Below are 20,691 nucleotides of genomic sequence, written 5' to 3'. Positions count from 1 at the left end.
CCGAGTTTCATCGAATCATGACTGCAGCGCCTCGTTTTTTGGAGATTTCAGGCCTCCAACGACGTCCCGGATAAAAAATCTTGCCTTTCCAGATGCGTCGGGTAGCGCAAATTGGATTTTCAGGTACTTTTGTGGGCGGTGTCAATCAAAATGGACAAAACCAGCCGCAAACCGCAATGATTTGGAAATATAAACCCCAACCGGCGAGCGCAGCCGTGGAAAATTTGTCGCAAATGCTGGGGACAACCTCAGGGTCATTTCCCTTGCCCTTGGCTACCGTGCTTGTTCAACGGGGCATCACCGATCTTGAATCCGCAAAGCGTTTTCTCAGCCCGACCAAGGATGCACTCCATGATCCATTTTTGATGAAGGGAATGGATATTGCCTGTGAACGCATTGCACGAGCCTTGGAAAAAGGGGAGAAGATTTTGATTTATGGGGACTATGATGTCGATGGAACGACATCGGTGAGCCTGCTGCAATTGTATTTTGAAGATCTTGGCTTTCAATTTGAAGTGTACATACCCGACAGATTTGTAGAGGGTTATGGTATCTCATTTGAAGGAATACAGTATGCTTCTGACAGTGGATGCCGCTTGGTGATTGCACTCGATTGCGGAACCAAGGCCATCGACAAGGTGCGGTTTGCAAATGAAAAGGCGATCGATGTAATCGTAGTGGATCACCATCAACCCGGGCGAAGAATTGCCGGCAGTGGTGGCCATGTTGAACCCTATGCAGGATGGCTGCAACTACCCCGATCAATCATTGTCTGCTTGTGCGTTGACAATGAAACTTTGTCAGGGATTGCAGCAATACTTGGCTGGTAAACCGTTTATAAAGGACATTTCGATGGATTCTGATCCGTTTGAAATGTATTGTGACCTTGTTGCACTGAGCATAGCTTGTGACATTGTGCCACTCAAGGAAGAAAACCGCACGATGCTTCATTTCGGACTTGAAAAGGTGAGAAACAATCCGCTCCCGGGCATAGATGCACTCAAGCGCTTGTACGAGCCGCCGCGTGAATGGACGGTTTCTGACTTGGTTTTTTACATGGGGCCACTGATCAACAGTGCGGGCCGCCTCTGGCATGCGACTGAATCCGTGCAATTGCTCACAGGAAAGGCCCCAAACTTGGACGCGCTTGCGCAGTCGTTACAGGCTTATAATCAGGACAGAAAGGAAAAGGATAAGGAAATCACCGCCCATGCCTTGGCCATGATTGCGGAGGAAGAGGCCCTGCAATCGCGCGCCACGACAGTCTTGTTTGATGCTTCGTGGAATAAAGGAATCATCGGCATTGTAGCTTCTCGCCTGATAGAGCGCCATCATCGTCCGACCATTTTGCTCACCAAGTCAGGCGAATACTTGGTAGGTTCAGGGCGAAGTGTGCCTGGTTTTGACCTGCATGACGCGATTGAAACTTGCTCTGATCTACTCGTGCAATTTGGTGGACATAAATACGCTGCAGGCCTGACGATGCGCCACGAGGATTATTCCGCGTTTCGGCAAAAATTTGAGGAGCTTGTTGCTGCTACCATTGACGCCAACTCCAAGGAGGCCGAACTGAATGTTGATTCGGCCTTGGATTTTGATCAAATCGATGACCGTTTCATGCGCCTGCTACGCAGATTGTCGCCATTTGGGCCCTCTAACCCGGAGCCGAATTTTTTAGCCAAGGGCATCAACGTGTTGGATGTTTCCATTCTCAAAAAGGAGCATGTGCGGTTTTTATTGCAACAAAACGGCATCAAATTGGAGGGAATAGGGTTTTTTATGGCAGAGCGTTGGGATGCTGTGAACCGACTCGACATTGATCTTGTTTTTCAGCCGGATTACAAAACGTATAAGGGTCGCACGAGTATTCAGTTGAAAATTAAGGATATAAGAGCATCCAATTAATGTAATTTTGAACAGATTTGACGCGCTCTCCGCGATAGCGAAGGGCGTAATTTGGTTGTTTTTCCGAACCCTTGCGGATCGTCTTTCCAAAAGCCCCCACGAATTATTGCACTTTTCTCTTTCGCGGTTTGGGCGTATCTTGTTGGTTGTATTAGATTTGAAATGGAACCCAATGGTCTCCAAACAAGGAAAAAATTGAAAATGAGAATCAACCTGAAACAACTGCTGCTTTTGTGGGTGCTGCTTTTGGCTGTGCTGCCCATGCGCGCCCAGTTTTTGTATTGGGATTACATCAACATGATGACCGATACGGTGCAGTCAGGGGCATATTCAGACATGAAGATCGGAGATGACGGGACGATCCATATTTCTTACTGGCAACGTGTGGAAGATAAGTTGGTGTATGCCTGGCGCGGACCCAATGACGTCATGTGGCACCGTGAATATGTAGAACCGGGGCATCAAAATGGCTTCAGATCCTCGATTTGCTTGGATACAGCGGGTGTTCCCCACATTGCCTACTATGAAGATGTGAGTTCCCAAGTGGCCGTTCGGTATGCAAAGCGAATCGGGCCAAGCAACTGGATCGTCGAAAATTTACCGGACATTCACGGAAGGGGATACGGAGATTACGGTCCACTTGGAACCGTTTCAAGCAAGGAACGGATTCAGCACAGCTTGGAGTTGGTTTTTGATGAGAACAACAAACCTCAGATTGCCTTTTTCGATGGATGGATGGATATCAATGCCTTTCCCGGGTGCACATCGACAAGTGACTACGGATTCAAATTGCATCAGGGAATCCGGGTCAATAACCAATGGCTTGTGCGTTCACTTGGACACGTTCACGACATTCATAAGAGCTGCAATCCCTACCCCTTGAGGGACACCCTTCCATTGGGAGACCGGTATGGGGAATACCTGGATATGTTGATGGAGCCTGACGGAACCATCGATGTGTTTAGTCTGTCCCGTTTCAATAATGAAATCACACAGCATCGCACCCTCTTTCCATTTGTCGATACTGTTTGGACCAGAGCGCCAATCGACAGCCTTGAGCGCATTTATTCCACGGCAACCATTTTTTTTCCGCAGTTCACCCGATTTTTTACGTTTGAAGGGATTTCTGCAACGCGTAGCGAAGACGGCTACACCCACCTTGCCTATACCACGTCAGTATTTTTTGGCGATAATTTTTGCTGCATCGATTCAAGCGCGCTTGAATACACGCGCATCAGCCCAACCGGCGACATTCGGTATTATGACTTGCCAAGGGGGTCTTACCGCAACTACACCGATATTGTGACCAACGGCGGGAGCGACAGCCTTTTCATTCTCTATGCCGACATCAGCAATCTTTATTTTGTATTGGCATCTTCAGCCGATTCAGGGAACACTTGGCAAACGGATACGTTGCTGAATGGCATCGCGATTGGCCGTTGTCAATTGGATATTCATGGGGATACTTTGTATGCGTTGATATTTGACGCACAGCGAGAAAGGTTGATGTTGTACAAGCAAAACTTGATGGGTGGGCCATGGGTGGTCGATCAGGTGACATTTTCCGAGGCAAAAGGGCAATCGTTGGATGCGGTATTTACTGTGACCGGTAACGATACACTCGTTCAAACCGCTTTTAATGACGGTTATACCGGTGAGCTGTTTTATTCGGAAGGAACGCGAAGCTCGGGGTGGAATTGGCAAATACAAAAACTGGACTCAACGGCTACTGATGTTATTGCCGTTTCCATGGCGCGATCAGGTGCCGGTGATCTTGTGGTTGCGTACAATGGTGGGTCGGGCCGTGACCTTCGCCTAGCCACACGCACTTCCGGCTTGTGGAGCTATGAAGTTGTCATCCCTGGAGGAAATCCACAATTCACGGATGTCGCGATATCAAGTATTGATACAATCAACCTTGTATATTATGATGGCAATCAGGGCTGTATACACTTCGGTAGTCGACACTTGAGCGACACGGTCTGGACTTTTGAAGACATCGCTTGTGATACGGTTGGAGTAGGAATGTACCCTTCGCTTGTGCTCGATGCCAACAATCTCCCCCATGTCGCCTACTACAAAGACACGGATCGAAGCCTCTATTATGCAGTACTCAATGGCAACACGCGCGCCTGGGAAATTGACTCGGTAAACGGAGGAACATCCTCCGCAATCGGGAAGCACAATTCATTGCTACTCGATGCCAATGGTCTTCCCAAAATTGGATACCTGAATGAGCAAGACGATGCGGTTTTGCTCTCAGAGATGGATCAATCCGGTACTTGGAGCCACATCGTCGTCGATTCGCAGTCCATCTCTAACATTGGAAGGCCGATCGAGATGCAACTTGACCAATTCGGAAAGCTGTGGATCGCCTATAACTATTTCAGCAATTTTGAACGCACCAAACTCATGCACCGCGACGGCGCATTGTGGCGTGAAGTAGGCGTCAGCGCGAGTGGTCGAATTGCGAATCAGTTTCAATTTCGAATTATTGGCGGCGATTTGTACTTGCTCGGCAAAAAGAATCAGATTCAAAACACGGGTGTAGCCATGTTGTATGCCCAAAATGGTGTATTTGTGGAGGCCAATGAGGCGGTCATGTTGAGCCACCGGGTTGCGATTGAAAACTACCCGAATCCATTTTCTGACAGGACTACATTTAAACTTGAAGTGGATGCTCCGGAAATGTTGACCTTGAACGTATTGGACATCATGGGTCAGCATGTCGGCACCGTATTTCAATCGCAAAGATTGGGTGTTGGGTTACACCAATTCGATTGGGATGCAGCCAATTTGGCTCCCGGGATTTACCTTTATATGCTGCAATCTCCTACCGGTCGTACGGTCAAAAAGATGGTGATCGCACGGTAAGCGCGTAATTTTTCGGGCGAATTTGATGCTATTGTGGTTGCAATGCTTTGCGCAGCAAGGCAGAATTGCCGATATTTGGAGGCAATAGAGATGTCTTAACACAATAGGAATGAGAAATACCTTTACACTGATTGCTTTTGTTTTGTTGGGCCTTGGTGTTCAAGCTCAACTTGTGCGTGCAGATTTTCCCGATGTCGGGGACTCACAGGTGTACCGTCGCGGTGACTCTATCGCTCCCGGGCCAGCTGGTAATGGTCAAACATGGAACTTTGGTTCAATCGGGCACACTTCACAGGTGGCCACAAACCAATATATTGTTCCCGCCTCCCATGCCCAGGGAAGCGGCTTCCCCGGTGCCAATCTTTGCTACAAGCCATTCAATGACGATTATAAGTTTTACGTCGGAAGTGCGGATACAATGAAGTTGATTGGCGAGAAGTCTGTCGCCAACACGCGGGTAACCTATTCCAATCCCGCCAACTTGTATGTCTTCCCACAGGCATTTGGTGTTGCTAATATGGATTCCGTCGAGGGTGTTTATCCAGACGGCTTCGTTTCCAGCGTAACCCGCAAGGGCTGGTATCAAACCGTGTTTGATGGGGATGGTCAATTGACGACGCCTTACATGACCTATCCATCCGTAAAGCGCGTGGAGATTTCTGCGCAGTTTTCAGATTCCAGCTGGCTCGGTGGAGCCATCGGTGAATTGTCGATTCTCCGCCACGAATGGTATGCCCCTGGCGAGACAATGCCCGTATTTGTGGTGCACAATCAGATGTTTGTCTTGAACGGTGGCAATCCCTCAATAACCTACGAAGTCTGGTATGCCGACCCCAATGCTGTTGCGACGACGGAAGGTGTGTTCAGCAACCTTGACATTTTTCCCAACCCTTCGAACGGCAATAGCGCACTCAGCTACCGTTTGGATGCCACCGACCAAGTCGAAATTACGATCAGCTCCGTCCTCGGCGAGCGCGTAAGAACTGTTCTCAGCGGCGAGCAGCTTGCAGGCAACCATCAGATCGATTTGGTTACCGAAGGTTTGGCCAAGGGTATTTACCTCGTGAATCTCCGTTCGAGCCAAGGCAACGTTACCCGCAAATTGGTGCTGAACTAGTTTTTGTACAGCACTTCGTGCGATTCAATCCTCTGGGAAGTGATTTCCAGAGGATTGTTTGTTTAGCAGCTGTGGCAAACGGGCGACACAGCCATGGCATTACAGTCATTGTGGCGTTGTCCCCCATATTTTTGCCACCGGATCAATTGCCAACGCGTTGGCTTGGTTTTTGTATATTTGCCCTATACCTGAAAATATATGGTGCTACGTGCGGAAAACCTGATCAAGACCTACAAAGAGCGCACTGTCGTCAACGACGTAAGCTTGCAGGTCGCGCAAGGGGAAATTGTGGGATTGCTTGGTCCGAATGGTGCCGGCAAAACAACTACATTCTACATGGTAGTCGGTCTTATTCGCCCCAACATGGGCAAAGTATGGCTCGATGACAAAGAAATCACGAGGATGCCCATGTACCGGCGTGGGCAAATGGGCATCGGCTACCTCGCACAAGAGGCTTCGGTCTTCAGAAAATTGAGTGTCGAAGACAATATCATGGCCATTCTGGAAATGACGAGCAAACTCTCCCGCAAGGAGCGTCGCATGAAAACGGATATGCTCCTCGCCGAATTTTCCCTGATGCACGTTAGGAAAAACCAGGGGAATCTGCTCTCGGGTGGAGAGCGCCGCCGCACGGAGATTGCAAGAGCCTTGGCTACAGATCCGAAGTTTATCCTCTTGGATGAGCCATTTGCAGGTGTCGACCCGATTGCCGTGGAGGAAATTCAGGGCATTGTGCGCAACCTGCAGACGAAAAATATCGGTGTTTTGATCACCGACCACAACGTGCACGAGACCCTTGACATTGTGGACCGTGCCTATTTGCTAGTCGAAGGAAAGATTTTTAAATCTGGAACCGCCGAAGATTTGGCGGCAGATCCGATGGTGCGCAAAGTCTACCTCGGAGACAAGTTCCAACTTAACCGCGGGTAAATGAGTTTCATCAACTCAATCGCAAGCTGGTATCTCAAAAAGCGGATTTACCAGATCGACCTGTTCATCAAGCACCCGGTGGAGTCCCAAATGGAGGTCTTTCACCGGCTTATCAGTACCGCAGCACAAACAGACTGGGGCCAACGGCATGGTTACGCCGACATCCAATCTATCCAGCAATTTCAGGAGCGTGTTCCTGTCAATACTTACGAGGGATTGTACCCCGAAATCGAACGCATCCTGAAGGGCGAAGACAACGTTCTTTGGCCCGGGAAGATTAAGTGGTTTTCCAAATCCTCCGGCACCACCAACGACCGCAGCAAATTCATTCCCGTAAGCGAAGAAGCATTGCAGGACTGCCACTTCAAGGGTGGGAAGGACATGTTGGCGATCTACCTCGACAGCCGTCCTGACAGCGAAATCTTCTCCGGCCGCGGACTTCCGCTCGGTGGAAGTCACGAGATCAACAAGCTCAATGCCAATAGCTATTACGGGGATCTCAGCGCGGTGTTGATTCAAAATACCCCACATGTCTTCAACCTTTTCCGGGCCACAAGCAAAAAGGTCGCGTTGATGGGCGAATGGGAAGAAAAAGTCGAGGCCATTGCAGAAAGTGTGATGAACATGAACATCACGAGCATCGCCGGAATTCCGACTTGGACCTTGCTCTTGATCAACAAGGTTCTGGAAATGGCTGGAACCCAAGACCGCAATCTTCTGGAAATTTGGCCGGGACTCGAGGTCTATTTCCATGGCGGGGTGAGCATGAAGCCCTACAAGCATCAGTTTGAAGCCCTTTTGCCGAGCCATCAGCTGCGCTACTTTGAAACCTACAATGCCTCCGAAGGGTTTTTTGGACTTCAGAATGAACCAGACAAAGACGATCTCCTTTTGATGCTTGATTATGGAATCTTTTATGAGTTTTTGCCGCTCGAAGAGATCGACAATCCGTTTCCTAAAGCCTATACCATCGCCGACGTTGCCTTGGGTGTCACTTATGCCATGGTCATCAGCACCAATGCGGGTTTGTGGCGTTATTTAATTGGGGACACGGTGCGGTTCACCAGCCTCAATCCCCCAAAAATCGTGATCGCAGGTCGCACGAAGCACTTTATCAATTCATGTGGTGAGGAATTGATGGTCGACAATGCCGATCGTGCCCTTGCTTTTGCCTGTGAAAAGACGGGCGCTGAAATTGACAACTATACCGCCGCCCCGTTTTACGGCCAAGGGGGCGAACCCGGTTATCACGAGTGGCTCGTTGAATTCACCAAGGCTCCTGCCGACGGATTGGCATTCATGCATTTTTTGGATGAGGAGCTTTGTGCCATCAACGGAGATTATGCCGCCAAGCGAAATCGAAACTGGGGATTGAGAGAACCCAAGTTGCATAGCCTTCCTGCGGGAACATTCTACGAATGGATGCGCCTGCGCGACAAACTAGGTGGGCAAAACAAGGTGCCAAGACTCAGCAACGCCAGGGAATATGCCGAGTCGATTCTCGAAATGGCTGCATCGCGGCGAGGATAACAAATCCTGACGCTAAAGGCCAACCCCGACGAGGCGATAGAAATCGTTGGTAGGGTTCAGCGCAACAAGGTGACGTGGCCAACTTGCCGCGTTTTGAGCGGGACGCCCCTCGCACTGAAAAGCCGGTATTCAAAGTCGAAATAATAGACCCCGTCTGGTACAAGACGACCTGCAACGCCATTCATTCCGCCATTCCAGCCTGTATTGTTGCCTGTGAAAACGAGGTGGCCCCAACGGTCATAAACCTTCATCCAATAATCATCGACGCCGACGGCCTCAAAAGGCACAAATACATCGTTGATCCCGTCACCATTGGGTGTAAACACATTTCCAATCAGCAAGGAACAAGGATCCACCGTGAAACGGACCGTGTCACAAACCGTAGGCGCAAGATCGCAACGCGAAGTGTCGCGCGCACAGATTACAATCGCAAAGGTTTCCCCGGCATCGTAACAGCTTGGATTCCAGCACACCGCCACATCCAATGGGTTGCCTTCAGTGACCGTCAATGTTGCCGGATTGCCATAGCGCCACCAATCCTCGAAGATGTTTCCTACGCCCGTCGCTGTCAGTTGCGCTGCCGTGCCATCAGTATCCGAGACGATGACGTGGTAGCAATAGGGCTCGCCAATCGGCACACTCGTGATCAGGTTTCCAGAAAATTGCAGCCCGCTGAGGTCGTGGCTTACCACTGGGGGACTATTGGTGGGTGGTATAGCCTGGATGTAAACGGTGTCGCGCACAATGTGATTTTCGCTGCAGTCAAACGTGTCCCTGCCAATCAGAACGAGCATCAAATCCTGTCCGAGATAGGCACAGCCCGGCACAAAGCATACTTGCCCCTGCAACAACGTGTCGTTCACTGTAGAAAAATTGACCGTGGGTGCGTGTGCCGTGGGAATCCCGCCGGGAAGTAAATAAACCTCTGTGAGAAGTTCGAGATAGACATTGTTGCCCTGGTCTTGCAACGCAAAGCCAAAACAAGCCGCACTGTCCGCAGCAATGAAAATGGTGTCCCCCGCTGATTGGTAAACCGTTGTGTCGATCGTATGGGAGAGAATCGGCGGCGGATTAAAAACATCCTGCACGCGAACAAAAACCGTGTCAAGTGAGGCGGAATCCTGCGCACAGCGGTTGTTTTGTATTCCCTCCAAGACAATGCGGAAAAGACGATTGACGTTGTCGCAGACAGCGTACCAACATACCCGCACCACCAAGCTGTCTCCACTGCTGAGCAAGGTAACATTCGGCTGAAATCCCCCGGACGGAAGGCCATCGATCGCGCTGATGGTGGCTTGCAAATCAAGTCCTATTCCGGGAAATGTGTCATTGACCGCGACAAGAAAGCAAATCGTGTCGTGCACGTCCACCAGCATGGTGTCATTGTCAAAGTTGTTTCCCGACAAGTCGGGCGCCACGGTCGGCGGCGGGTTCGGCACTGGAGGCACGAAGATGTACAGGGTGTCCAGGGCAAAGTTTTCTGGCGGACAAATGCCCTCCAAAACACCGCGAAGGACAAGTCGGTAGATGTGTTCGCGGTTGTCGCAGCCGCCGGTAACGCAAAATTCCAGACCGACACTGTCAGGATTGTTGCGGTTTTCGACCACCGAGAAAGCCATGTTGCCGTTGCCACCCAAGTCAGTCACACTATAAGAATAGGTAATCGGCCCGTTGCCGCCCAGTGTATCGACGATCCAAGCGAAAAAGCAGGCATTCGAATCGACTTCCAGCAACAACGTATCGGGCCCAAGCGGATTGGTCGGTGGGAGTGCATGATTGACAACCGGAGGTGCATCGGGCGGTGGAATCACCTTGATAAATACCGTGTCAAATGCAGGATTGTAAACGGGACAATTCGCCAGGTCGTAACCCATCAGAATCAGCTCGATCTCCGTTCCGGAAAACGTGCAGTTCGAAACCCAGCAGATATCGACAAACATTGGATTGGTGCCTGAAATTGTCACCGTGGGTGCATTGGGGCCGGTGAAGAACGACGAAATCGCTTGCACGGCAAGTTGGCTAGAGTCTGGATCGAAGAGCGTGACCCGATAACAACCTGTGTCGATGGCGTAGATCACCAAAGTATCGCCGACAACAGAATCAGCTGGTGAAAAGGTGTGGCTGATAATTGGCGGATCATTTTGCGGATAACATTGCAAAACACGCAACTGCATGTCTTTTTTGTTTTCCGCGATCAAAACGCCGTTGCGGTATTCAAAGACCGATATGGCAATTACAAAAACCCCGAGACTGGGTGCCTTGAAGTGCAGTCGGCCGGTGAATCGATTGATTTCAGCGGTCGGCGGCGGCCCAAATGGACTGCCAAAAGTAAATCCGGACAGAAATTGGACGTTACGATAAGGCGGGGGACCCATCGGGTTCAATAAATCCACCACGGGTTGGTTGCCGCCAAAGTTGGGATTGCCTGCTCCGAAGCCCTGCATGTTGATGCCGTCAAAGGGCCAGGTAAGTGCATAGACCAGCGAATCCCCATCGACATCCGTTGCGGAGTGGTCAAAATAGAAGTCTTCGTCGGCACATATAAACGTGGGTAGGTTTTGATTAAATGTCGCCATCGAATTGCAAACCGCCAATTCAGGGCCTGGAATGTGCGCCAAAAATGTCACCCCTTGATTCAGCGGTTGATTCAGATTGTCGATGTTGTTGTTGCGGCAACAGCGGGCCCAGGCGACGTCATACCCGCCTTGAATCGGCGGCAAAGTCGTCGCAGTCTCATAAATCCCTTCTTCCACACAAGGCTGCGAAGAGTTGTCGACACACAATTCGTAGCCCGTGTTCAAAACCCGGGGCGTCGAGGCCGGCTTCGGCACATTGATCATGGAATAGTTGGAAGGATTGTTGCGCGGAAAGATGAAAAGCGTAATCACCTCGTCAAACGGAGCCTCCCCAAACTGGCAATCCCGCAGCATACGCAGACGGAGCAAATATGTGTTTGCGCTCGAATTCAGGCATTCATAGTAGAGTTCGGCGCCAACAATATGTGTTGCTTTTGCCGCGTGAAATGGAAGCACAAACCAGGTCAGGCAAAAACAAAACAGCAAGTACAGGCGCCTAAAGTTGGAAAATCGCATTCTCAATGGGGTGATCAGAATGGAAATGATACGGAAATCAAGCCAAAACTACAAGGTTTTGTGGCCATCACGTAGTAATTTGCGTTGCGAATCAGGAATCCATGGGCCGCGAAAGCGAAGTATTCTTTTTTTCTCGTACACATTCGGGGAAAAAATTTTTTGTTTTTCTCATGTCTTCCTATATTTGCACTCCTATTTTAAGACAGAAGAAAAAATTAGATTGATATGGCTAATAACGCAGGTGCCAAAAAGAGAATTCGCCAAAACGCCGTTCGTCGTTTGCGCAACCGTTACAGGTTGATCACAACCCGTACCGCCATCAAGAAATTGCGCCATGCATCTGACAAGGCAACAGCTGAAAAATTGCTGCCCGAAACGATTTCCTTGATCGACAAGTGTGCAAAAGTGAACTTGTTTCACGACAACAAAGCTGGTCGCCTCAAGGGTCAGCTTACCAAATTCGTCTCTAAACTTGCTTAATCCGCCTTTGGTGGACTAAGAAGTCAAGAATATTTTTTCCCCGCCATTGGCGGGGTTTTTTTCGACCGCCTGGGATTTCGGTAATGTACAATGTCATTACGGACTCCCGGGCGGTCTCTTTGTGGATACACTTTTAGGAAACGAATGCGTGTGGATGGCGTGAATCGCTCCAACAAATGGGTGGCTGCGTTACTTTTTCGCGAAATTGTCCATTGACAGAAACCGATGATGCCCTAACCTTGCATCAGTTTCATCCAACACCCGCAGACATGAACTACAAAGAAAAACCAATTCGCGAATTGGTAGCAGAAGACCGTCCTCGCGAAAAACTGCTTGAAAGAGGCATTTCAGCGCTTACAGAAGCCGAGTTGTTGGCCACTCTGTTGGCATCAGGATTCGGAAAGAAGAATGCCATCAGCCTGGCGCAGGATATGCTGAAAGAATTCGGCGGATTGCGCAACCTCAGTCGTGCCTCGATGCCGGAGCTGATGACGATGCAGGGCGTGGGGATGGCCAAGGCCTCGTGCATTGTAGCCGCCTTTGAGTTGGCCCGACGCAAACTTTCAACGGAGCATCAACTGGTCAACTTCACATTTTCCGGAGACATCGCACGCTATCTGATTCCGAAAATCGGGGACGAGCGCAAGGAGATGTTTTATGTGATATCCTTGGACCGCAAACACAATGTCATCGGCGAGTCCAAAATTCACGAGGGGGGCGTTTCCAGCGTCAATGTCGACCCGAGGATTGTGTTCAAGGAGGCCATCAACCGCCTGGCATCAAGCATTGTCCTATGCCACAACCATCCGAGCGGCAATCCACAACCGAGCAAATCAGACGATGCACTTACGCGCAACCTTGTCGCCGCAGGTAAGTTGCTGGATATTCCAGTTTTGGATCACGTCATCGTTGCCCGCCAAAATTGGTACAGCTACGGCGACCATGGCCGCATCAAACAAATGGAAGATGAGATCAAAGCGACCGAAAAGGCCCAAAAGGGAGAATATTGATCCCATGAAAAGAAAACAAAACCTCAAATTCACGCAGGAACCATCGACTGAAAGGTCTCCAGAAACGCATCGCAGGAATCGTAGTCTAGATAGCCACTTTGATCCGTCGCAAATGAACCGAGACAAAACCCGTAAGGCAATGTGCCTTGGGCGTTTGCCTGAAAGTAAATATCCTGAGGATCATCATACCTGAGAATTGTATTCCCTAGCACCGGTTTGAGCAGGTTGATCCATTCAATTGAGGCGAGTGCCGATGCATCGATTCGAAGTAAAAATAGGGCTTCAGGAAGTTGGGAATGGATCGCTTGCAACCGCTGAGAAAGCTGAGCAGACAAGACTTCATCACGCGCATCAAAAAGCAAGGGTATCGCCAAATTGCTTGCAGCCTCCAAAGGATAGGCAATAGGCAACATCACGCGGTCAATCAGCGCGATGGTGGCCTTCTCCGTGATCACGTTGGATGCTTCGTGCCCAAACTGACCGATGCATTCCAATCCGCTGAGCCACTCGACGATCTCTTTGACAACGGGAGGAGTCATCGCCTCCTCTGAGGCTGAATCCATCTGAAACGTCACCATGGAAATACCTACCGCCGCACAATAGCGTGCGTCGTGTAGATTTTTTAAGCCTTCGATCATCAAGATGGGTCGCATAACAATTCAATTTTTGCAAAAATAACGATCCAACCACAATACATGGTGGCTGATTTCTGCATTCTCTGCATTCATTTGTTAATTTTGGCGCATGAGTGAAAGCAAACGCTTCAAACGGTACACAGTTACCTCCGCGTTACCCTACGCCAATGGCCCTTTGCACATTGGCCACCTTGCGGGCGCCTACCTGCCTGCCGACATCTTCGTGCGCTACCTGCGCTCATGCGGCGAAGACGTCGTGTATATCTGCGGTTCCGATGAGCATGGAACAGCCATTGCGATGAAAGCATTGGATGAAGGCACCACCCCCAAAGCCATTGTAGATAAGTACCATACAATGATCAAGGATGCCTTTCAGGAATTCAATGTGTCCTTTGACATCTATTCCCGCACATCCAACCCGATCCATCACGAGACCGCGCAGGAGTTTTTTATGAACTTCTACAACAAGCCGGTCAGCGATCCGTTTCACTTGATTCGCCGCAAAAGCACGCAACTTTTTGACCAGGAAAAGGAGATTTTCCTGGCCGATCGTTTTGTCATGGGCACCTGCCCCAATTGTGGCAATGACCGCGCCTACGGCAATCAATGCGAAAAATGCGGCAAAGACCTGAGTCCCGACGAACTCATCAATCCCAAAAGCCGCGTTTCCAATACGACTCCCGTAAAAAAGGACACCGAACATTGGTTCTTGCCGCTAGACAAATTCCATGGATGGCTCAATTCCTACATTTTGGAAGGGCACAAGGATTGGAAGACCAACGTTTACGGGCAATGCAAATCCTGGATTGACGACCTCAAGCCGCGCGCCATTACCCGCGACCTTGATTGGGGCGTTTCGGTACCCGTGCCGGAAGGAAAAGGAAAGGTGCTCTATGTTTGGTTTGACGCCCCTATCGGCTATGTTTCGGCCACCAAGGAATGGGCGCTCGCAACCGGAAAGGACTGGGAACCTTATTGGAAGGACAAGGAAACTGCCCTTTACCACTTCATCGGAAAGGACAACATTGTCTTCCATTGCATCATTTTCCCCTGCATCCTCCATGGTCAGGGCGGCTACATCGTCCCGGAAAATGTCCCCGCAAACGAGTTCTTGAACCTCGAAGGCGAGAAACTCAGCACCTCGCGCAATTGGGCGGTTTGGATGCATGAATATTTGAAGGAATTTCCCGGTCAGGCAGATGTGATGCGCTACGTACTGACGGCCATCATGCCGGAAACCAAGGATGCCGACTTCACTTGGGAGGACTATCAAACGCGTTGCAATACCGAGCTCGTTGATACCTTCGCGAACTTCGTCAACCGCATCAAAGTCTTGTCGATCAAGAATTTTGGTGGCGTTCCTTCGCGTAGTGCTTTATCGGAAAGGGATGACGTACTCATTCGGGATGCGATGAATGCATTCACCAAAGTCGGTGAACTGATCAAGGTATTTCGGTTCAAGGAGGCGTTGAATGAAATGATGGCGATTGCCCGTGCAGGTGACCGCTATTTGAGCGACCTCGAACCTTGGAAACTCGTCAAAACCGACAAGGAAGCCGCAGGTCACGTCTTGAACCTTGGTTTGAACGTCGCCGCAATTTTGGCTGTCGCGTCGGAGCCGTTTATGCCGGGTACATCTGCAAAAATCTTTGAAATGCTCGGCATTGCGCCTCTGAAGTGGGAGGCTGTGACGACGGGTAACTTTGATTTCGTACAAGCAGGCGGTAACATCACCGAGATCGCCCACCTTTTCAGCCGCGTGCCAGACGAAGTGGTGGCTGCCCAGGTTGATAAGTTGCAGCAACGCAAGGCTGCACTCCAAGCAGAACAGGCTGCGGCAAAAGCTGGGGAATCCGCACCCGCAAAAACAGAAGAAAAACAAGTCGAAAAAATGGAAGAAAAAGCACCGGGCGCCTTGACGCCATTCAAGGATATGACCTCCTTTCCCGATTTCCAGAAAATGGACATTCGGATTGGGACGATTGTGGAAGCCACTCGCGTCGAGAAGAGCAAAAAGCTGTTCAAGTTGTTGATCGACAGCGGGCTGGATCAGCGCACGATTTTGTCAGGAGTCGCCGAGCACTTCGCGCCGGAAGACCTGATTGGCAAACAATGCACCTTCCTCGCCAACCTGCCACCGCGCCCGATGATGGGAATCGAATCCCAAGGCATGGTTTTGTTTGCTGAGGACACCAACGGCAAGTTGCACCTGCTGAATCCAGAGGGTAAAATCGACAACGGTTCCACGGTCAACTGAAATTTCAGTTTGACGGTGGAACCGTTGAATGCTTAAGCCAGTTTTTTAGTTGAGCGCAGCCTCGATCGCGGCATGGGCCTCTTCGTCGTTGACCGACATGCCGGGTTTGATGCTGCGGAGCACCTTGCCTTCACGGCTGATCAGGAACTTCTGGAAATTCCATTTCATATCGGCATCAACAGAACCATTCAAATCGCTATGCGTAAGGAATTTGTAGAGTGGATGTTGATCTTCTCCTTTAACAACAATCTTGGAAAACATCGGGAAGTCCACACCAAACTTGGTGCTGCAAAAGGTCAGGATTTCCGCATTGGTTCCCGGCTCCTGCGCACCGAATTCATTGGCAGGAAAGCCCAAGACTACCAGGCCTTTATCCTTGTGTGATTCATACAATGCTTGAAGGTCGGCGTATTGTGGGGTGTAGCCGCATTCGCTGGCGACGTTCACAATGAGCAGGACCTTTCCTTTGAATTGATCGAGTGAGACATCCTTTCCGTGGATATCCTGAACAGTGAATTGATAGACCGTCTGATTCATATTTTGTGATTTGAGGGCGAGGTGAACGAACATCAAGCACACCAACGTTGCCCAGGTAAATAATTTTTGACGCATGATCGAATTTTGAGATTGATTCAAATTGAACTGTGAAGTCTTGATTTTGTTAACCGGCAGGTGAAATTCAGATGCCACCAATGGCTGCGCCTCGTCCATCAAGTTTCCAGTTCCTTGGGATGCCAAATCACTTTCGGCAAATCTTGAACTTTATCGTCGACGACAGTAATGCCCTCCTTTTCCAGCAATGCTTGCATCATCCCCGGTTCAGGGAAATGGTGTTTGCCCGTGAGGAGGCCGTTGCGGTTCACCACACGTTGTGCAGGAACATCGGCGGGACTCACATTCATCGCCCAGCCGACCATGCGGGCACTCATTTTTGTCCCGAGATACTCGGCGATCGCGCCATATGTGGTTACCCGACCTTTTGGAATAAGCCGCACCACGTCCCAAACATCTTCAAAAAAGGAATAACGTTCCTGCTTCATGGGATTCAATTTACCATTTCCCGCTGAGTCGGCAAGCCTCAAAATAGACCTTGATCTCCAACCTGTGTTTTTCTAATATTGAACTGTAGTCCATTGGGTTTGGCGGCCCCTTCGTCTTGCAAACCTTGAATCCTCCTTTTTCTTCGAATGGACGATATTGAACCGATAATCGCTTCCAAACGCATGTTGTTCGCTAAAATCAAGATCCACAAAATCGTTTTTCCGCTTTTCTTGGCCGTGCTGATGGTCGCAAGTTGTGGCCAACCTGAAAAAGGGGAAGATGAGTTTCGTGTCGAAGGGCAAATCGAGGGGTTGGATGGCAAATCAATGCAATTGGAACGCTTGGAAGGCATTTCGGCGATTCCTGTGAAAGAAGTGGAAACGGATGGAGAAGGTAAATTCTCCGTAACCGCCAAGGGAATGAAGGATGCAATTTTTCAACTCCGCATCAAAAATGGCGGCAGAATTTTGCTCATGCCCGAGTTTGATGCCTTGACCGTGAATGCGAAGGTCGATGAAATGGAGGCCTTTCAGGTGACAGGAAGCCCAAGGTCGCAACTTTTGCGCGATTTTAACCTGACCCAATATCGGCTTTACCTGACCTTCGCGGGGTCTGAAGCAGAACTCGATGCAATTGACCGCAAGGTGGATTCGACCAAATGGCGTGAAGTCGAGGTGGTCACCGACCGGGCGATGGTGGTTTACCGGGACTATCTGCGGACGTTTTGCGACACGGTCAGCATTCCTGTCTTGCGCGCCCACGCTGCCTTGTCTCTTACGGTTAATGGCAACTACCATTACCTTGAAAAAATGACTGCCCGCATTCAGTCCGAGCTGCCGGGCTCACCTGCAGCCTCCGCGCTCAACAATGCGCTGAACCAAGAGGCCAATCGTCGCATCGGCGAAATTGCCGCCAACATCACCGCGACGGATGCCAATGGCAAGCCGTTTGACCTGAGCGCCCTGCGTGGAAAACCTGTTTTGCTGCAATTCTGGGCCTCTTACTGCGAATTCTCCCGCGTCGAGAATGCCAAAATGGATTCGCTTGAAAAATTGTTTGCCGACAATGGCGTCGTCTTGGTCTGCGCGAGTTTGGATGACACCGAAGCCCAATGGCGCGCCGGACTCAAAGAAGCTGGATTGAACTGGGCTACGCATATTCGGTTACCCAATGGTGCACAGAGCACCGAGGTGAGCCAATACCTCCTGAAAGCCATTCCCGCGAATTATCTGATCGATGGAGGCGGCATGATTCGGGATTTGGACATTCGCTCCAACGAATTGACCGCCGATCTGCCGGCCTTGGTGAAAGCCTTTGTGGAGCAACCGTTGACACCGAGGTAGATTCCGCCAGAGTGGTGAGCGATCCTCAAACCACAAACAACTCCCGAATGATCCCATCCGAAACCATAAAACCATGTCGCGTCAGTCGCAGGTGGTTGTTTTCAATCCGAATGAGATCCTCCGAAAGCCATTCTTGGACGAGCTCTTCCTCTTGATACAGCAAGTCAAAGCCCCATTTTTCCTTGAGAAGTTGCAAGTCTAGTCCCTCGACGATGCGCAGCTGCGTCATCAGGTATTCATTGAGCTGGTCGCGGTCGGAAAGTGTTTCTTGGCTTGCAATGGCGAGGCGACCTTCGTCCAAGGCCCGCAAATAGACGGCATTGTTGGCGACATTGTTGGTGCGGGTCGTGCCATTGTAAGAATGCGCGGAAGGTCCCAAACCGAGGTAGGGAATTCCCTTCCAATAGGCACCGTTGTGCCGCGAACGGTAGCCGGGTTTGGCAAAATTGCTGAGTTCGTATTGCTCGATTCCCGCCTCACCCAAGCGATCGATCAGGTGGAAGTACTGTGCTTCGTGGGTTGCATCGGGCTCTGCGGTCAGCATTCCCTTTTCAATTTGGTGGTGAAGCAAGGTTTTTTCCTCGACCGTGAGCGCGTAGGCAGACACATGTGGGACTTGGAGCGCGATAGCTTGGTCCACATTTGCCTGCCATTGTTTCCATCCGCTGCCGGGAATGCCGTAAATCAAGTCAAGGGTGATGTTGTCGATGCCCAAGTCCTGCGCCGCCTTGATGCAACGATCGGCTTGTTGGGCATTGTGGTTGCGATTCAACAGCAACAAATCCGCATCCGAAAAGGACTGAACGCCAACACTCAAGCGATTCACACCCATGGTATACAGTTCCCTGAGTTTCTTCGAATCCAAGTCATCGGGATTACCTTCCAACGTGATCTCGGCCGTGGATGAAACCAGAAAGTTCTCACGGAGTTGATCCAGAATTCTTCCGAGGTGGGCGGCCGGCATCAAACTTGGGGTACCGCCACCAAAGTAGATGGTGTCGATGGTGGGCCGGCCTTCGAAATAGCCTTTTTGCAATTCAGCTTCCTTGCCGATGGCCACAGCCATTTCGTCAACCTTCTTGAGGTTGGTGCTGAAATGAAAGTCGCAATAACTGCAGGCCTTGTGGCAAAAAGGGATGTGCAGGTAGATGCCCGCCACAGCTTAAACGTTGCTGTGTGAGGCCGCCGTGGCGATTTTGCTTCCGGGATAGACCTTGAGGGCTTCCCCGAGGCATTCGATCGCGAGGACCAATTCGGGTTTTTCCAAGACGTAGGCGAATCGCACCTCGTCACGACCGAGGCCCGGCGTCGAATAAAATCCGCTTGCGGGTGCCATCATGACAGTGGCGCCTTTGTATTGGAAGGATTCGAGAATCCACTGGCAAAATTTCTCGGTATCGTCGACCGGAAGGCGCACGACCGCATAAAATGCGCCCGAAACCTCGGGCACGAGCACACCCGGAATCTTGCGCAACTCGCGCACCATCGTGTCGCGGCGGCTCACGTACTCGGCGTTGACTTCGTCAAAGTAGCTTTGTGGCAGTTCGGTGAGGCCTTCGGCGCCGATTTGCTCGAGCGTAGGGGGCGAGAGCCTTGCCTGTGCAAACTTCATTGCAGCAGCCATCACATCCTTATTATGTGAGACGACCATTCCGATGCGGGCACCGCATGCAGCGTAGCGCTTGGAAATGGAGTCCACGATCACGACATTCTGGTCAATGCCTTCGAGCTTCAATGCAGAGTAATGCGTTTGGCCGTCGTAGACAAATTCGCGGTACACTTCGTCGACAAACAGGAAGAGGTCGTGCTTCTTGACGACGTCACGCAATTTCTCCAACGCAGCCTGACCGTAGAGCTTCCCTGTCGGGTTGCTCGGATTGCAGATCAGGATGGCCTTGGTGCGTGGGGTGATGAGTTTTTCGAATTCGTCGATTTCCGGCAGGTCAAAGTTGTCTTCGATGCGCGTGGTGATGGGAACGACCTTCGTGCCGGATGCAATCGCAAAGCCATTGTAATTCGCGTAAAATGGCTCTGGAACAATGACTTCGTCGCCTGGATCGAGGCAAGACATGAACGAAAACAGCAATGCCTCGGAGCCTCCGGTGGTGATGATCAGGTTTTCCTTGTTCACGGGAAGGCCGAGACGACGGTAATATTCCGCGAATTTCTCGATCAGCGTGGGAAAGCCACCGCTCGGGCTGTATTCAATGGTCTCCACATTGGCGTTCCGCACGGTTTCCATGAACTGTTTCGGAGTCGGCAAATCTGGCTGACCGATGTTGAGGTGATAGACATGCACACCACGGCTTTTGGCGCCATCGGCAAATGGAACAAGCTTGCGGATGGGGCTTGGCGGCATTTCTTGGCCACGCTGGGAAATCTTCGGCATAAGATTGAATTTTCTCTGAGGCAAGATTACGAAAAAAGATCCTTCGGCGCACTTCCCCAATGCGAGTGCCTCTTCAATGTTGTTGGAA

General features: G+C 50.5%; 16 protein-coding genes. 10 read left to right on the top strand and 6 right to left on the bottom strand.

Going from position 1 to position 20,691, the window contains the following annotated elements; translation table 11 throughout:
• The first annotated feature begins 176 nt into the window (after nucleotides 1-176).
• The 6 genes from IPN95_14505 to IPN95_14480 all read left to right on the top strand — a co-directional run bounded on the left by IPN95_14505 (nucleotide 177) and on the right by IPN95_14480 (nucleotide 8,356).
• A complete protein-coding gene (locus IPN95_14505) occupies nucleotides 177-830 on the top strand; it encodes a DHH family phosphoesterase (GenBank protein ID MBK9450585.1) in 654 nt (217 codons plus the stop codon).
• Nucleotides 790-1,905 (top strand): hypothetical protein, encoded by a 1,116-nt coding sequence (locus tag IPN95_14500; protein MBK9450584.1) that lies wholly within the window; start codon nucleotides 790-792, stop codon nucleotides 1,903-1,905. The genes IPN95_14505 and IPN95_14500 overlap by 41 nt, the downstream gene beginning before the upstream one ends.
• A gap of 201 nt (nucleotides 1,906-2,106) precedes the next feature.
• A complete protein-coding gene (locus IPN95_14495; GenBank protein MBK9450583.1) occupies nucleotides 2,107-4,779 on the top strand; it encodes a T9SS type A sorting domain-containing protein in 2,673 nt (890 codons plus the stop codon).
• A gap of 109 nt (nucleotides 4,780-4,888) precedes the next feature.
• Entirely contained in the window at nucleotides 4,889-5,896 is a 1,008-nt protein-coding gene (locus tag IPN95_14490) for a T9SS type A sorting domain-containing protein (protein ID MBK9450582.1), read from the top strand.
• A 198-nt stretch (nucleotides 5,897-6,094) separates the two neighbouring features.
• On the top strand, nucleotides 6,095-6,826 hold the full coding sequence (gene lptB, locus IPN95_14485; protein MBK9450581.1) for an LPS export ABC transporter ATP-binding protein: 732 nt from the start codon (nucleotides 6,095-6,097) through the stop codon (nucleotides 6,824-6,826).
• Nucleotides 6,827-8,356, top strand: a complete 1,530-nt coding sequence (locus IPN95_14480; protein MBK9450580.1) for a GH3 auxin-responsive promoter family protein — start codon at nucleotides 6,827-6,829, stop codon at nucleotides 8,354-8,356.
• A 56-nt stretch (nucleotides 8,357-8,412) separates the two neighbouring features.
• Here the strand turns inward: IPN95_14480 and IPN95_14475 are convergent, their stop codons facing one another.
• Nucleotides 8,413-11,388 carry a gliding motility-associated C-terminal domain-containing protein gene (locus IPN95_14475; GenBank protein MBK9450579.1) on the bottom strand — a complete coding sequence of 992 codons (2,976 nt, stop codon included), beginning with the start codon at nucleotides 11,386-11,388 and terminating at the stop codon, nucleotides 8,413-8,415.
• 285 nt (nucleotides 11,389-11,673) lie between these two features.
• On the opposite strand from IPN95_14475, the gene IPN95_14470 reads away from it, so the two are divergent.
• Entirely contained in the window at nucleotides 11,674-11,928 is a 255-nt protein-coding gene (locus IPN95_14470) for a 30S ribosomal protein S20 (GenBank protein ID MBK9450578.1), read from the top strand.
• A gap of 269 nt (nucleotides 11,929-12,197) precedes the next feature.
• Nucleotides 12,198-12,938: a DNA repair protein RadC gene (radC, locus tag IPN95_14465; GenBank protein MBK9450577.1), complete on the top strand. Its 741-nt coding sequence runs from the start codon at nucleotides 12,198-12,200 to the stop codon at nucleotides 12,936-12,938.
• Nucleotides 12,939-12,967: 29 nt separating this feature from the next.
• Here the strand turns inward: radC and IPN95_14460 are convergent, their stop codons facing one another.
• Nucleotides 12,968-13,591, bottom strand: coding sequence for a hypothetical protein (locus tag IPN95_14460; GenBank protein MBK9450576.1), 624 nt, complete (start codon nucleotides 13,589-13,591; stop codon nucleotides 12,968-12,970).
• A gap of 91 nt (nucleotides 13,592-13,682) precedes the next feature.
• On the opposite strand from IPN95_14460, the gene metG reads away from it, so the two are divergent.
• Entirely contained in the window at nucleotides 13,683-15,830 is a 2,148-nt protein-coding gene (metG, locus tag IPN95_14455; protein ID MBK9450575.1) for a methionine--tRNA ligase, read from the top strand.
• A 45-nt stretch (nucleotides 15,831-15,875) separates the two neighbouring features.
• Here the strand turns inward: metG and IPN95_14450 are convergent, their stop codons facing one another.
• On the bottom strand, nucleotides 15,876-16,442 hold the full coding sequence (locus tag IPN95_14450) for a glutathione peroxidase (GenBank protein ID MBK9450574.1): 567 nt from the start codon (nucleotides 16,440-16,442) through the stop codon (nucleotides 15,876-15,878).
• Nucleotides 16,443-16,540: 98 nt separating this feature from the next.
• The gene (locus IPN95_14445; GenBank protein ID MBK9450573.1) at nucleotides 16,541-16,870 is read right to left on the bottom strand and encodes an MGMT family protein; all 330 of its coding nucleotides are present in this window, start codon (nucleotides 16,868-16,870) and stop codon (nucleotides 16,541-16,543) included.
• A gap of 183 nt (nucleotides 16,871-17,053) precedes the next feature.
• Between IPN95_14445 and IPN95_14440 the strand changes: the two genes are divergently transcribed.
• Nucleotides 17,054-18,214, top strand: a complete 1,161-nt coding sequence (locus tag IPN95_14440) for an AhpC/TSA family protein (GenBank protein ID MBK9450572.1) — start codon at nucleotides 17,054-17,056, stop codon at nucleotides 18,212-18,214.
• Between the two features lie 25 nt (nucleotides 18,215-18,239).
• Here IPN95_14440 and hemW read toward each other — a convergent pair whose 3' ends face one another.
• Nucleotides 18,240-19,373 (bottom strand): radical SAM family heme chaperone HemW, encoded by a 1,134-nt coding sequence (gene hemW, locus IPN95_14435; protein ID MBK9450571.1) that lies wholly within the window; start codon nucleotides 19,371-19,373, stop codon nucleotides 18,240-18,242.
• 3 nt (nucleotides 19,374-19,376) lie between these two features.
• Nucleotides 19,377-20,603: a pyridoxal phosphate-dependent aminotransferase gene (locus IPN95_14430; GenBank protein MBK9450570.1), complete on the bottom strand. Its 1,227-nt coding sequence runs from the start codon at nucleotides 20,601-20,603 to the stop codon at nucleotides 19,377-19,379.
• Nucleotides 20,604-20,691: the final 88 nt, after the last annotated feature.

The organism is Bacteroidota bacterium, from assembly GCA_016718825.1.
In the GTDB taxonomy this organism is placed as follows: Bacteria; Bacteroidota; Bacteroidia; order J057; family JADKCL01; genus JADKCL01.
The sequence above is the reverse complement of the archived record's forward strand: the minus strand, read 5'-3'. Positions and strand labels throughout refer to the sequence as shown.